Source organism: Marinobacter sp. V032 (genome assembly GCF_052645435.1).
The window spans coordinates 436,835-450,698 of sequence record NZ_JBQXYE010000001.1 but is presented as its reverse complement, the minus strand read 5'-3'; the positions used below and the strand labels follow the sequence as shown (position 1 = coordinate 450,698).

General features: G+C 56.8%; 15 protein-coding genes. 5 read left to right on the top strand and 10 right to left on the bottom strand.

Going from position 1 to position 13,864, the window contains the following annotated elements; genetic code table 11:
- Window positions 1-9: 9 nt before the first annotated feature.
- From ACUN9X_RS02070 to ACUN9X_RS02045, 6 genes are all read right to left on the bottom strand, one after another.
- Window positions 10-558 (bottom strand): DUF1415 domain-containing protein, encoded by a 549-nt coding sequence (locus tag ACUN9X_RS02070; RefSeq protein ID WP_260037218.1) that lies wholly within the window; start codon window positions 556-558, stop codon window positions 10-12.
- A gap of 74 nt (window positions 559-632) precedes the next feature.
- Window positions 633-1,451 carry a hypothetical protein gene (locus ACUN9X_RS02065; protein WP_260037216.1) on the bottom strand — a complete coding sequence of 273 codons (819 nt, stop codon included), beginning with the start codon at window positions 1,449-1,451 and terminating at the stop codon, window positions 633-635.
- Window positions 1,451-1,903 carry a hypothetical protein gene (locus tag ACUN9X_RS02060; RefSeq protein ID WP_260037215.1) on the bottom strand — a complete coding sequence of 151 codons (453 nt, stop codon included), beginning with the start codon at window positions 1,901-1,903 and terminating at the stop codon, window positions 1,451-1,453. Before ACUN9X_RS02060 ends, ACUN9X_RS02065 begins: the two co-directional genes overlap by 1 nt.
- Before the next feature lie 24 nt (window positions 1,904-1,927).
- Window positions 1,928-3,172 carry a hypothetical protein gene (locus ACUN9X_RS02055; RefSeq protein WP_445472038.1) on the bottom strand — a complete coding sequence of 415 codons (1,245 nt, stop codon included), beginning with the start codon at window positions 3,170-3,172 and terminating at the stop codon, window positions 1,928-1,930.
- Complete coding sequence (locus ACUN9X_RS02050) at window positions 3,129-3,770, bottom strand: penicillin-binding protein activator LpoB (RefSeq protein WP_260037212.1); 642 nt, start codon at window positions 3,768-3,770, stop codon at window positions 3,129-3,131. Before ACUN9X_RS02050 ends, ACUN9X_RS02055 begins: the two co-directional genes overlap by 44 nt.
- A gap of 57 nt (window positions 3,771-3,827) precedes the next feature.
- Window positions 3,828-5,030, bottom strand: a complete 1,203-nt coding sequence (locus tag ACUN9X_RS02045; protein WP_445472037.1) for a hypothetical protein — start codon at window positions 5,028-5,030, stop codon at window positions 3,828-3,830.
- 265 nt (window positions 5,031-5,295) lie between these two features.
- Between ACUN9X_RS02045 and ACUN9X_RS02040 the strand changes: the two genes are divergently transcribed.
- Window positions 5,296-5,655 carry a DUF6164 family protein gene (locus tag ACUN9X_RS02040; RefSeq protein ID WP_445472036.1) on the top strand — a complete coding sequence of 120 codons (360 nt, stop codon included), beginning with the start codon at window positions 5,296-5,298 and terminating at the stop codon, window positions 5,653-5,655.
- A 37-nt stretch (window positions 5,656-5,692) separates the two neighbouring features.
- Here the strand turns inward: ACUN9X_RS02040 and ACUN9X_RS02035 are convergent, their stop codons facing one another.
- Window positions 5,693-6,571 carry an alpha/beta hydrolase fold domain-containing protein gene (locus ACUN9X_RS02035; protein ID WP_445472035.1) on the bottom strand — a complete coding sequence of 293 codons (879 nt, stop codon included), beginning with the start codon at window positions 6,569-6,571 and terminating at the stop codon, window positions 5,693-5,695.
- Window positions 6,572-6,766: 195 nt separating this feature from the next.
- On the opposite strand from ACUN9X_RS02035, the gene ACUN9X_RS02030 reads away from it, so the two are divergent.
- Entirely contained in the window at window positions 6,767-7,804 is a 1,038-nt protein-coding gene (locus ACUN9X_RS02030) for a CNNM domain-containing protein (protein WP_260037205.1), read from the top strand.
- 156 nt (window positions 7,805-7,960) lie between these two features.
- Window positions 7,961-9,529: a sensor domain-containing diguanylate cyclase gene (locus tag ACUN9X_RS02025; protein WP_445472034.1), complete on the top strand. Its 1,569-nt coding sequence runs from the start codon at window positions 7,961-7,963 to the stop codon at window positions 9,527-9,529.
- On the opposite strand, the gene ACUN9X_RS02020 is transcribed toward ACUN9X_RS02025, so the two are convergent.
- Complete coding sequence (locus tag ACUN9X_RS02020) at window positions 9,490-10,314, bottom strand: M90 family metallopeptidase (protein ID WP_445472033.1); 825 nt, start codon at window positions 10,312-10,314, stop codon at window positions 9,490-9,492. The genes ACUN9X_RS02025 and ACUN9X_RS02020 overlap by 40 nt on opposite strands.
- Window positions 10,315-10,497: 183 nt before the next feature.
- Here ACUN9X_RS02020 and ACUN9X_RS02015 point away from each other — a divergent pair, with 183 nt between their 5' ends.
- Window positions 10,498-11,787: a serine hydrolase domain-containing protein gene (locus ACUN9X_RS02015; protein ID WP_445472032.1), complete on the top strand. Its 1,290-nt coding sequence runs from the start codon at window positions 10,498-10,500 to the stop codon at window positions 11,785-11,787.
- Between the two features lie 6 nt (window positions 11,788-11,793).
- Here ACUN9X_RS02015 and ACUN9X_RS02010 read toward each other — a convergent pair whose 3' ends face one another.
- A complete protein-coding gene (locus tag ACUN9X_RS02010) occupies window positions 11,794-12,138 on the bottom strand; it encodes a hypothetical protein (RefSeq protein ID WP_347710200.1) in 345 nt (114 codons plus the stop codon).
- Window positions 12,139-12,436: 298 nt separating this feature from the next.
- Here ACUN9X_RS02010 and ACUN9X_RS02005 point away from each other — a divergent pair, with 298 nt between their 5' ends.
- Complete coding sequence (locus ACUN9X_RS02005) at window positions 12,437-12,730, top strand: hypothetical protein (protein ID WP_260037195.1); 294 nt, start codon at window positions 12,437-12,439, stop codon at window positions 12,728-12,730.
- Between the two features lie 48 nt (window positions 12,731-12,778).
- Here the strand turns inward: ACUN9X_RS02005 and ACUN9X_RS02000 are convergent, their stop codons facing one another.
- Entirely contained in the window at window positions 12,779-13,744 is a 966-nt protein-coding gene (locus ACUN9X_RS02000) for a hypothetical protein (RefSeq protein ID WP_445472031.1), read from the bottom strand.
- Window positions 13,745-13,864: the final 120 nt, after the last annotated feature.

Below are 13,864 nucleotides of genomic sequence, written 5' to 3'. Positions count from 1 at the left end.
CGGCCAGTATCAGTCCTGCTTCCAGAGCGCTTGCCAGCCCGTCAGTCCCAGCCGTTGCAGAGTGTTGATATTGGCTCGGTAGATGGCGTCAGTATCGTCCATCGTATCAACCGCCCGGGTAATGCTCGATTCCCGCAACAGGTGAAGCACAGGATAAGGCGAACGGTTAGTGTAGTTCTCAATGTCGTCAGGCGCGGTGTCTGCAAACTGATAGTCAGGATGAAAGCTGGCAATTTGCAGGATGCCATCGAGCTCAAGGGTTTCAAGAAGTGCGTCTGCCACGGATAGGAAGTCATTAAAGTCGGCGAAGTCTGAAAGCCCGCGTGACAGGATCAGCAGGCTGGTCTCCCGCTCGGCGGGATCGGCCGCCATCAGGGCCTGGATTTCGTCGACCAGGTCATCAATCAACGCGTCGTTGGCGGTCGCTTCTGATACCGCAAAATGAACCTGGGCTTTGAGATAGGGGGCTCGCGCAAACGGGCACAGGTTGAGGCCGATGACGGCTCGTTCAAGCCAGCTGCGAGTGGACTGAATCACGGCGGTTTGCGACGGTATCATGAAAAGCTCCGGTGGGAATTCCGGTCATGATACCTGCGCCTCGCCAACCTGTCCTCTCCCGACCCTGGCGGGTATCAGGGTGCCAGTGCCTGCAGTGTCTGCAGCGCCAGTTCCTGACCGACGTCTTCCAGCGTAATCGGCTCTCGCTGTTTCTCAAAGCCGTTGCTGGAAGTTACCCAGCGCCCGGGGTGCTCGCTTTCCGGCGGGAGGCCACTGGCGCTCACCATGGTGCGGATCTCGCCGCTCTTGATGTCGATAACGGTAATCCGGTAGCCGCTGACACCGCTGCCTTCAAGTTGAATCATTAGATCCGTATGTTTGGCAAGGGCATGCATTTCGAGCCGTGAGTTGTCCGGTGACAGGCGCGAAAATGTACCGTCTTCGAGAGCGTTATCCGTCAGCCTCATCAGCGCATTGCGATCCATTGGCCGGGCGCCAGCCTGTTGCAGTTGGCGGATAAAGCCGGCCTGGATCTCAAAGGCCGGCGCCTGACCGCTATTGGCGTGTGCAGAGCGGTATTCCACTTGGGCTGCGGCGGTTCCCTCACCCTGCAGCGTCACAGCCCCTTCGGGGATCTTGCCGTTTATAGAACCGGCGCTGCTGACGACGGTACGGCGGGATGACATCCAGTCACTTACCTGTCCGTTAAATTTGCGATTCCAGAAAATGGCGGCCGACAGGGGCTGGCTGGCCGGATAGGCCTGGCGAAAGCGAGCAATGATGGCATCGGAAGACTCGGACCGTTCACCCGCCTCCGCTTCGATTCTGCGGTCTTCCGAGGTGACCGGTTTCACCGGGGCGGCCATCATGGGCGTTTCGGCATGATCAGTGGCAGCAAATGTGGACGGTGCGATCAGGCAGGTCGTTGCAATAGCCAGTATGGATTGACGCATTACTGCATCCCCCTCACTTCAACTCGATATTTCAGTGGCGCGGCACTGATGGACAGTTCGCGATATGTCGCCACGCTGTTGGCTGGCACGGTCATACGCTTCCAGACGGCATCGGCGTCGGCGGGTACCTCGTCACTATCGACAAAGTGAGTGCGGGCCTCGACAGGGTAGTCAAAATCGGTGTGATTACGGAGCACAACATAGACTTCTGTTGTGCCGGTGGCTGAAGTTCGCTGGCCGTGTTTGGTCACAGACAGGCGATAGCGCTTGTCGTCGCCGAAGAGGCCACCGGTCCAGCTACGGCTGAGATTGTAGTCGGTGAAAACAACGGTGTTGTAGCCGACCGGTGTCGTGCGTTCGGTCAGGTCGGTCGAGTTGCTGGGCAGACTCTGACAGGCACTGAGTGATAATGCTGCGAGAGCGGCGACAGTGAGCGATTTGATCATCTTCATTTTGGGTTCCTCATTCAGTTCCGACTATCGGGAAGAGGCGAAAGCGACGCCGTTTCCGTTGGCGTCCATGTGAACTGCAAAGCGTTTTGAAAGGCCGCCGACAGGAATGCCGTGGCTGTCCAGATAACGAATAGTCAGCCCTTCGTTTGCCGTTGCGTGCATTGGCAACAGGTGTACCGTGTCCGGCAAACCGTCCCAGTAACGAGTATCCGCGCGCACCACTGCAGAGGCGGACAGCCCCTGGGCAGCGACGCTGACCAGCGAGACCGCGGCATAGCCTGCGCCAAGCGCGCCACCTGCGGCAGCACTGGCACCGGCCAGCCAGTTGCTACGACTGACTTCGCTTAGGCTGGTGCCAAATTCGCGCGCGTTGGTCTTGAACTCGACCTGTCCTTTGACGATGCGGTCAATCGCCCGGCCACCGCGGGTTGACGCCTGAAAGTACACATCTTCGATCGGGTAAAGACGGGTCCAGCTATCATCGATTCGGACGACTGCAGCTGTATCCTTGAAGTCTTTGCCACGCCGGTAAACCAATTGGTAATGGCCAACACCATCAGCCAGCTTGCGGGGTGACGTGCCGGTTTCGGCAATCAGCAGAACATTGTCGTCAGGTCCGGGAAGCGGGGCATCGGGCCGGTAGAGTTGAAGCTCCCTGAAGTGCTCCTGTGCCAGGGTTTCGCTGCCCATCAGGCGGGCCGACCAGCCAGCCAGATACAGCAGCGAGGCAAAGTCAGCGCTGTGCTGCTCTTCTTCAGCAAACGCATCCTGCAGCAACCCGCTGATAAAGCTGGCGCGGGCGTTACCGTAGTCGCCTTCCTGAAGAAAAATCAGCCCCAGGTAGAAGTACACCATGCAGCGCTCGTAGGCCTCGCCTTTAAACTCCTTTTCGCTCTCTTCATACCAGATGCTGCGGGCTTTGCGGGCGGCGTCGTTGTCGGCATAAACGCTTTCGATATTGAGCCGCGCTTCATCAAGGGCTGACTTGGCCTCGTTGTAGAGCCCCAGACGATAGGCGGCAGTGCCTATCTCCATCAGATTGAGTACCTCGTTTCGGCGCCCCTCTGCGTAGAGATCACGGTAGTACGACTGCAACGCAGCCGGCTTGCTGGCGACCAGATCCTGTTGACCGGTATCCAGCGTTGCCCGCTCGAACTGTTTGGGACCAGTGGCACAGCCGGCCAGTAGCAAGCATGCGGCACTGGCGGCGATGACGGGCCGTAATTTACCGGTAAAGGACATTGTCTTGTGCTGCCTTGCGCATTTCATACAAGCCGCTCCAGACAATGGTGCCCAGTTCGAGATCAACCATTTCAAATGTGATCTGGCTATAACGGGATTTGGTACCGGTGCTGCGGTCGACTGCGTCCAGTGAGGTAATGCGACCTGCCAGACGGAAATCGGCGCCAGCCTGAGCCCGGGTTTTGCGAATGGTGCCGCCGTCAACCACGCCATCACGCTTCAAGTCGCGTTCCTGCTGGACCATGTCGGACAGTTCGCGGGCAACGAATACCATGCGCCCGTTGGCGGCACGGTTCAGCTCGATGCGCAGTCGGTCTGTCAACTGGTTGGTGTTAATCACCGACGAGCTCTCGTTACGCATGTACTGGTTATCGATGATGATCCGTGGCGACGTGTCACGGCCGGTCAGCATGGGATTGCTGAGCATGTCGCGCATCATCTGGTCGGTCATGCCGACGACGTCCTGGCTTTCAATACCAACGCCACTGACACGGCCGGTGGTTGACGGGTCTTCGTATACCGTAGGCTTACCTGCAGCATTTTCAATTTGTGTTGCGCAGCCCGTGAGCAGCAAGGAAGACAGCGCGAGGGCGGTGCAAATGCCGCCTTTGTAAGTCAGAGTCATGATCCGGCTCCTGAACAAATAGACGGGCAATGCAAGAGACAGCATTGCCCGGAATGATTAACGAATGTGGTTAGCCAACTCGGGATAAATCGCAACCGCGGCGTTCATCACATCCTGGTAGTTGGAGTGTCCGCCGTATTCCTGGCTGAGGTAGACGGCCATGTCGTTGAGGTTGTTGAAGGAGCGATCGGACGTGGCTCGGATATAGTCCCAGCCGCCAGACGCCTGAATGGCGCTATCACGACCCACATCCTCGCCAGCCGCCGAACCGGCGATACCACCAACCAGACCGCCCAACAGCGAGCCACCCGGTACCTGGTCGAGCAACTGTGAACCGAGGAAGCTGCCGGCTACTGCACCCAGCCCTGAGCCTGCGGTGGCGCCCATGTTGGCGTTGATCGCCTTGTCTACCCATTCAGCGGTGACGCCGTCGCTGGTCCAGGGGCACATGTAGCGACCGGTATTATTGGCGAGTACCAGTGAATGTTTTGCGGCTTCGATGGCGCGGGCGATGGCTTCCGTTTTGTCTGTCATGGCGGTGATCACGTCGTCGGAAAAGCCCATGGAAGTGAGGTGATCAATTTCTTCCAGAGTAAACGGTCGGTAGCCGCTGTCCGCGGCCTGGATGGCCACAACAAGATCATCAGACCGGGCGCCCGTTTCGATCGCATCGGCGAGTTGGAATACTTTCAATCCTTCAGGACCGACGAGGTACAGCTGGATGTCTTCGTTCAGCATCGGCACCATGTCGGGGTATTCTGCGGCCAGCGCCAGAGAGGCTTTGATGGGTTCGCCGGAAACCGCCGCACGCTCAATCATAAGCTCGTATACGTCAGCCCGGAGCGGCGTCCTCGGGTATTGCTCAAGAAACGTCTTGTACGCGGGAATGGTATTGGTCGCGCGGAAAGGTGCCAGATCTTCTTCAGTCCCTGTCACCGGAGTCAGAGTGAAGCTGATACTTGTTGGTGTACCAAGGGGAAACATGGGCTGCTGAAAAACTTCAGTATCTTCATAGCCTTCCATACGTGCCTGGAAATAGCTGTTTGACCAGCGCAGGCTCGTATTGTTGGTCATCACAGCGTTGAATGGTGTGGTCTGGTATTCAGTCAGGTTGTCCGGTGTCGGGCCTTTGTAGATAGTGGCACCGCTCGGCACGGTGGTAATGTTATAAACCGTTGTCTTTGGAGGATCGATTGCAGCGCAGCCTCCGAGCATCGTGATCAGGGCAAGGGCCCTGAAGTGTTTGACGTTTAGCAGCATGTCCAGTTCTCCAGCGAATTTCGTGGACCGACCCTCAAACGGGTCGGTTTTGGCGATAGGTATTTCAGTAGTGCGAAATCTAGGGGCAGGCTGAGAGGGGCGCTATACCTAAAATTGGGGATAGGTAAACTTTCGGTAATGTTTTGCCGGAGAAAATGAGCGCTAACTATATGAATTAATGAACCAATATTCAGTTTGTAAGGAAATGCTCCATTTTTGTGAAAAAAGTTAAAATCTTTTGATTTATCCGATAGATAGGTAACTTATGCCCCATTTCCTGATGAATCTGCGCAACGTGCCTGACGACGAGGCTGATGACGTTCGCGCGTTGCTCGACGACAACAATGTGGACTATTACGAGACGCCGCCGAGTCGCTGGGGGATCAGCATGGGTGGGTTCTGGGCGCGGGATGCGGATGAGGCGGAGCGTGCCAAAGCGTTGTTGAAGGCCTACCAGCAACAGCGCTTTACCACTCAGAAGGCCCTTTACGAGCAGCAGAAACAGGAGGGCTCGGTACTCTCTTTCGGCCAGCGGTTATGGCGCAGGCCGGTGACAGTGCTCGCGGTATTGGTTGCTGTCGTATTTATTCTCGCTTTGAGTATCGGGCCTTTTATCGGCTGGTAGCCTATTAAAACATCAGGCCCGTGCCTGAGTGAGAGACTTAGTCCCCCATACCCATCTGCCGCCCCAGAAACTGGATTCCATCGTCAATCGCGCTGCCACTGAACAGAAACGTGGTGATATGGCCTCGTAAACGTAAGATCTCCATTTCCGTTGGTATGCCTTTGGCGGCCAGGGCAGCCTGGAAATCCGTCGCATGATCCGTTGGCACCAGCGAGTCCCACGCGCCGTGATAGAGGAAGAATGGGGGCGCATCCGCGGTAATGTGAGTGACGGGCGATGCTGCGGTGTAGGCTTCGGGGTGAGTTTCAATGGTGCCGCCCAGAAACTGCTCCACCAGTTTTCCATCACCAAATTTGCGTAAATCAGAGGGTGTGCCACCCGCAACGACGGCGACCGGACGGGTTTCCGGCCCGCCGTAAGGGCTGTCGAGAGGCCCGCCTTCACTGGCGACCAATGCCAACAGGCTGACCAGATGCGCTCCCGATGAATAGCCAAAGGCGCCAATGCGCCGGGTATCAATGTCCAGCTCCGTGCTCTGCCGGTGGAGCCAGTGCATCGCCTGTTGGAGATCGTGCAGTTGCGCGGGAAAGCGATAGGCAGGCGCAAAGCGGTAATCAATGTTCATGACAGCAAAGCCTCTGGAAGCCAGGGTTTCGGCAATGCTGTCCATGTCGCCCCGCGAGCGCCCCTCCCAACCACCACCATGAACCAGCAGCACCGCCGGAGCGGATTGGACATCGTCGGGCAGATAAATGTCTGCGAACAAAGCCTGAGGCCAGTCTTCAGGTGAATATCGAACCTGTTGCTGCATATGCCAGTCTGTTTCCTCGAAATAAATGGTCTGGTCCGGAGGGTTAAGGTGGCTGGCACAGCCGCCGAGCAATAACAGGGCAACCAAACTGGCAACAGGCTTCATTCGGACTCCAAAACGTCAGCAAGAGGGCAGGCGGTTGCGCCGGAAACTCAGGCGCGCCGCGGTTACAGTTCAGACTACGTTGGCGCCCGTTATTCAGATGCCCGGCGCTGGATGACCAAGCCGCAACCTTCTGCCCCTTACCCGGCTGGGCTCACTTGCGTAGACTGGAGTGCCTGCTTTTTCGCGGTTCTGATTATGTTACTGCTCATTGCCTTTGCGGCCATATCCATAGGCTTTTCGTTTTTATGCTCGGTGCTTGAAGCCACCCTGCTTTCCGTGACCCCGAGCTATATTGCGTCCCTGCGGGAGCAGCGCCCTCGCCTGTTCGAACAGTTGCGACAGCTCAAAGACAATATTGACGATCCGCTTGCGGCTATCCTGACACTCAATACCGTGGCCCACACGGTTGGTGCCACTGGCGTTGGTGCACAGGTGGCCGTCGTGTTCGGCGAAATCTGGATTGGTGTGGCGTCAGGGGTGATGACCTTCGCCATTCTGGTGTTCTCTGAAATTATTCCGAAAACGATCGGTGCTCGCTTCTGGCGCGAGCTGGCGCCTTACCTTCCAGTCGTGCTGCGGTTCATTATGGTGCCGCTCAAGCCGTTTATCTGGTTTTCCAATATCATCACGCGACGTATTGGCGGCCAGGAACCCGATATTGATATCCGCGCCGAAATCAGCGCGCTGACCGAGATAGGCCGTGAGCATCAGGCACTGGACGAGGATGAGCGCCGGGTGATCCAGAATATTCTACGGCTGCATGAAATTACCGTCGACTCGGTGATGACGCCCCGCACGGTCTGCCGTTTTGTGGCGCCGGACCTGACGGTTGCCGCGTTCAGGGAAGACTACGAAAAGCTGCCATTCACCCGATACCCGATTGTCGACAACGAAGACGCGACGCTGGGTTATGTTCACAAATCCGATGTGCTGACGGCCGAAGGCGATGCGCTGGTGATGACGGTAGCGCGGGAAGCGATGACCACACGGATCAAAGCGGATATCGAAAGCCTGTTCTCGGATATGCTGCGCCAGCGCCAGCATATGGCGGTGGTCTACGACGAGCAAAATGTCTGGGCCGGCCTGGTGACGATGGAGGACATCATCGAAACGATTCTCGGGCTCGAAATCATGGATGAGACGGACAATGTTGCCAACATGCGTCGCTATGCCCGGACCCGCTGGAGCCGCCGTTTACGACGATTGGGACAAGGTTCGGCACGTTCGGGGTGAAATCCTGTCAAACGGGGCTGACAGGGCGCGCAATGCGCTCGACGTTGACCGGCCCAACCGCTATTGTTTGAGTCAGCATTGCAACGATTTCGCTGGAGAGCGTGATTTTCGCGTCACTTGCAGGTGATGCGCCTTCCAAGAAGGATTTAACCGTAGATGAAAATGTCCAGGGAGTCCTCCTCCCCGTTCCGCAGGGCTTTGCTGGTGGGTGTGCTCTACGGTGCAATCGGATGCCTGTGGGTTATCGGCAGTGATCAGCTTGCCGCTGCGCTTTTCAAGAATCCTGAACTCTATTCACCGGTGCAGACCTACATGGGCTGGGGCTTTGTGCTGGTCAGCAGTTTGTTGCTGTTCTATGTGGTCTATCAGCTCCTGCTCGAGCAACGTGAAAGCGAGTCTCTCAACGAAGAGCAAGCGAATGCGATTCGTGAGCTGGGTCAGTTCCAGGAGAGCGTGATCGACAATGCCACGGTCTGGATCAATGTGTTTGCGGCAGACGGAAAGGCGTTGATCTGGAACAAGGCTGCGGAGCACATCAGTGGTTACGCACGACAGGATGTGATTGGCCACAGCCGGATCTGGCGTCAGTTATTTCCCGATCGGACGTTTCATGACCAGCTTATCAAGAAGGCTGCGGATACCCTGAATATGGGGGAGCAGGTATCGGAGGTTGAAGCACCCATTGTCACCCGCAATGGGGAAAAACGCCTCATGTCCTGGAGTGGTCGCCGGTTGTATGACGCGCATGGAAAGGTCGCCGGGATTATCGTAATTGCGCTCGATGTGACGGATCGGCGTAACGCCGAGGCGGATGCCCGTGGCCGCGAACGCCAGCTGAAGACCTTGATGGGCAATATCCCGGGTATGGCCTATCGTTGCCTGTTTGACGAAAGCTGGACCATGAAGTTCGTCTCGGAAGGCTGTCGCGAGATTACCGGCTACGAGCCAGACGAGCTGATCGAAAACAATGTGGTCTCGTTTCTTGATCTGATTGAGCCGGACGACAATGACAAGAACACCCGTACCGTTGAGAACGCTATTGCGGAGGCGGAGCCGTTTGCCATCGAGTACGCCATTACCCGCCGTGACGGCAAGAGAATCTGGGTTTGGGAGAAAGGGCGCGGGGTCGATGTGGACGGCGAGCTGATGCTCGAAGGAATCATTTTCGATATCACCGAACGCAAGGCGCTGGAGCAGGAACTGTCCCGCATGGCCACCCATGATGCCCTCACCGGCCTCCTGAACCGGCGTGAGCTGGAAGCCCGCCTGGAAAGCGAAGTCCGCAGGGCGCGGCGTTATCGGCGGCCGGTGGCTCTGCTGTGGATTGATGTGGACCACTTCAAGTCGGTGAATGACCGCTTTGGTCATGCCAAAGGTGATGACGTTTTACGCCGGATAAGTGATTTGCTGCAGTCCTCTGTACGTGCGGTGGACATTGCCGCCCGCTACGGTGGTGAAGAATTTGTGGTGGTACTGCCGGAACGTGATCTGGAGGAAGCCAGCGAGACGGCGGAGCGCCTGCGCAGTCTGGTGGCCGAACAGGACATTGAGGTGGCCGAAGGTGAAAGCATCAACCTGTCGGTGAGTATAGGTGTGGCGGTTTATCCTCTGCATGGTGACAACTGGCAAACACTCTGCAGTGTTGCGGATAAAGCCATGTATGCCGCCAAAAGTGCCGGCCGTAATCAGGTCTGTTTGCCCCAGTCGGCAGGCGACAGCTGGTAAAACCCTTTCAGGCAGTCATAAAGATGCGGCTCGTGGGTCTGCAGAGCCTGCGGTGACTGGAAGAAGGCTTCAGTTGCTACCGCAAAAAATTCCGCCGGATTCGTTGCGCCGTAAGGGTCGAGCACATTGTGGGGGTTGGTGGGTGCCGCCTTGAGGCGCTCCCAGGATTCTGAGAACACGGCCTCCCAATTGCGGGCCTGCTCCCCTGAGGACAGGGGTGGCGCACCATCGGCCTGACCATCCAGTGTATCGAGTTGATGGGCAAACTCATGGATTGCCAGGTTGCTGGTAGCCTGCGGATCGGCGGCTTCCTGTTTAAGCGTGGACCATGCCAGCACAACCCTGCCATCGCCCCAGGATTCGCCAAGCCGGGCATCCGATGTCGTGGTGTGCACCATGCCTTCTGCCGTGTGGGATGGCGCCCGGTAGCCGTCGGGATACACCAGTATGGTGCGGATTCCCGAATCGTAGCCGGTCCTCATGCCGCAGGTTAGCAGTGCCCCGTGAGCTGCAATGAGTCGCTTCATGGCATCCGTGACCTCGACGTCGTTGCAGCCATAAAAACTGACCCTGTCGAGCAGAAGCAGAACACCATCCTCAAGTTTCTTGCGTAAATCTTGTGGTAAACGGGTGTAGTGCATCATGTCTCGCTCAAGCTGCTTGCGCCACTCGTCAGGAAAAGCCTGCGAGATAATGTCGCTCTGGCGCCGGCGGGGATAGAAAAACAGCCGGTCTGCAGCAAAGCCGATTACCGCGATAGCGGCCAGCAGGTAAAGTGCAATCACGTTGGCATCCCGTCCCGAGTTATCAGTGAATTGGCCCGTATTGAGTATGTCAGGCCGTCGAAGTTGGCTATCACCGCAATGTATCATTCGATTGCGTCACTGTCTCAGCCCTCAGGCTGATCTAAACTAGGGAATCCATCTCCCAGGTGGCAAACACCAACGCAGTCTGAAGGATGTCTGCCCATGAATCGTATTACCCGCCGTGCCCTGAACTCCGCCGCTATACCGCGTGATCTGGCGCCGGTGACTTCTATAGATAATGCCAGCGAAGTGCGCCCTCAAACTGTCGGATTGTCACCGGATGCCGTGGATGACATCTGGCGCAGCGCCGAGCGGCTCTACCGCACCGGCACCCATCCGGGGATGCAGCTGTCGGTTCGTCACAAGGGCGAGATTATCCTGCAGCGCTCACTGGGACACGCCGCGGGTAACGGTCCCCGGGACAGCCGGCAAACACCCAAAACGGTGATGACCAACGACACCCCGATCTGCTATTTCTCGGCATCCAAGGCGGTAACGGCGTTGCTGATCCATATTCTGGCAGAGCAGGGGCGTATCAACCTGCTTGATCCGGTCAGTCACTATTGCCCTGAATTTGCCCGTAATGGCAAACGCACGATTACCATTCACCAGATTCTGTCCCATCGAGGGGGCATACCGGCGATACCGAAAAACACACCACTGGACGTGCTTTGGGATACCGATGCGATCTGGCGCATTCTGTGTGATGCCCGGCCGGTCGAGGTCGACGGTGCCAAGGTGGCCTACCACGCCATTACCGGCGGTTATGTGCTGCAACAGGTGCTGGAGCGGGTTACCGGCGACTCGATCGAGAATTTTCTTGATCGCCATATTCGCCAACCCATGGGGATGCGTTGGTTCACCTACGGCATCCAGCGAGACAAACTCGACGCGCTGGCATGCAACTACGCGACCGGCCCGGCGCCGGTGTTCCCGGTGTCCTGGATCCTGCGCCGGGCGCTGGGGGGTGACATTGAGACCATCGAAACGGTGGTCAATGATCCCCGTTTTCAGGAGGCGGTCATTCCTGCGGGTAACCTCTGTGGTACCGCTGATGAGATGGGACGGTTTTTTCAGATGATGCTGAATGGTGGCGTCTGGAATGGTCAGCGCATCTGCACGACCGAAACGGTGCGTCGGGCGATTCAGCAGTTCGGTTCGCTGCAGATCGATCGCACGATGATGATTCCGATGCGCTTCAGTGCCGGCCTGATGCTGGGCGGCGATCCTGTGGGTATCTGGGGGCCGCACAGCCGTGAAGCCTTTGGGCACGTGGGCCTGATCAACAAATTCTGCTGGGCAGATGCCTCACGTGATATATCGGTCAGCCTGCTCAATACCGGGCTGCCGATTGTAGGGCATCATCTGCCGGCACTGGGGAAGTTCGTCTGGACGATTTGTCGCCACTGCCCGAAACTGCCCCGGACCGAATGGCCGCTCGTCGCTGCCTGATAGGTGTCAGACGTCGTCCAGCTGTGACTCCAGAATGGCCAGGACCGATGACTGGATTTCCTTGAAATCAGTCACGGTCTGGGTGCGCTGGATAACATCCTCCTGTTGTTCCTCCAGTCGCAACAGTTTCGGAATAACCCGCCGTATGCCTTCCGTGATCACCTCGTAGGGGTAGTGGTGATCCATCACGCTGAGCTTGTTCAGCTCCGCCACCTCCTGATGAAAGATGCTGATAATGTCGTACAGCATGTCCTTGTGCTGAAGGGTGCTGGCTTCCCAGTAGGCATCGTCCAGCAACTCCAGTAGTGACAGGTATTCCCGCAAGGTATCAGCGACAGAAGGGGCGATCATCATCGGCTCCGGCTTATGGAAAAGAGTGCTTCAAGAATAGCAGCCCTGTTGCAGAGTGAAACCGCCTGGGATCGCTGCAAGGGGCTGAAAAATCGTTGGTTACTGAGCGATTGTTCAAAATACTTTACCGGTAAATGAATCTTCGTTCATTGTTTGTTGCAGTTTGTCCGACAGTCATGCACAATCATTTGTATGCTTTGTGCACTATTCATGACATTGTATGTCTATACTGCAGTGCAGCAGGCGTGATACCGAGGATACGGTAATAACCCCCAACTCAAGGATGAGAGACGGATTCATGGACAGACTGATCCCCCACAACGATGTGGAAAATGGCCTCGCCGACAGGCATATGCCTTCACCTCCCCTTCAGCCCAACCTGAACCAGCACGATAGCGTGCGGGAACATCTCCAACTGCGCCTCAATCGCGAAGTGGCTGATCTGGAAGAGCGGATTGAAAGTCTGCGTCGCAGCAGTGCCCCCCATACGGCCATTATCATCGCCACTTATGAGCGCATGATTGATCGCAAGAAAGGCTTTATGAGCACCTGGGGTATGCGCGACAGGTATTCAGCAAACCCATCGCAGTAGTTCCCTGATAAAAGTCCCCTAACTGATCCCTGTTTCGGCACGTCGCGTTTACTGTCGCGATGCAACCGGTGCGGTGCTATAGGTGTTGTCCGACGCTGTTTTGGTGCCGCAATAGCCTTTCGCCTTTTGGTCAACCCCGACTGAGGTATACACAGTCGCGGTTGCCATAGGGTAATCCACCACGACTCTTGCACAATCCACTGATGCGCCCGCGAATGTGAACGGCGTATCGCTGCTCCGCGTCCAGGAATCCTGTTTATCGCTGATCAGATCCTGATCAAACCCCAACCGCTCTGTGTCGTTGCCGCCTGTGAATGAGACGGAAGCGCGATCAGGCGTGTTGAAGCCGACGCTGGAGAAATTGGTCGGGTCGTACTGTTCGGCCAGGATGATGCCATCGAGAAAGTCGTCCGCGGTGCCGACATATTGCACCACTTTCTGGATTTTATTTGAGCCCTGAGGCGCATAGACCCATCGCAGCAATGCGTAGTTGTAACGGTCGACCGGTGTGCCGGCGGGCGCTTCATCAAAACGGATGCCGACGCCGTTAGCCGAGTTGCTGTATTCGGCTGCTGTGCTCGCATCGATGCAATCGCTGATGTAGCGGCGCCCCTGATTGAAATTATCGATTTCGTTGGTACCGATCTGATTATTTATCAGGTCGGCGGGATTGCGGACGCTGGTGAAATTGTTTTGATTGGAGTCAGTGTTTTCACCGCCGTTAAAGCGGGCTGTCTCGATCATGACTGAATCGACCACCGCTGTGCTGGTGGGATCGCTGACAGCCGGCTGGATACCCCGGATAAAATCGCGGAACAGCGTGTGCTCAAGGTCGGCCGGGTCGCTGAGTTCGAACGAACTGAGCGATATAATCACGTTTGAAGCAGGGTTAAAGGCATTGCTGCAGCTGCCGCCCTTGCCACCACCACTGGCAAAATCACTGTCGCCTCCGCCACAGCCAGTCAGTGCAATGCCCAGGGTGCTGAGGATAAGGCAGGTTTTCAGAGTCGGCATGTCAGGTATCCTTGGAAAGCGGTGAAGCCGCATGCAGAGGGTGCGAAATCCTCGATAACAGGCTAAAGTATCGGGCAATGGGCGCGAACGTCTAATAAATAGAAAAGCCCAGCCAGTCGG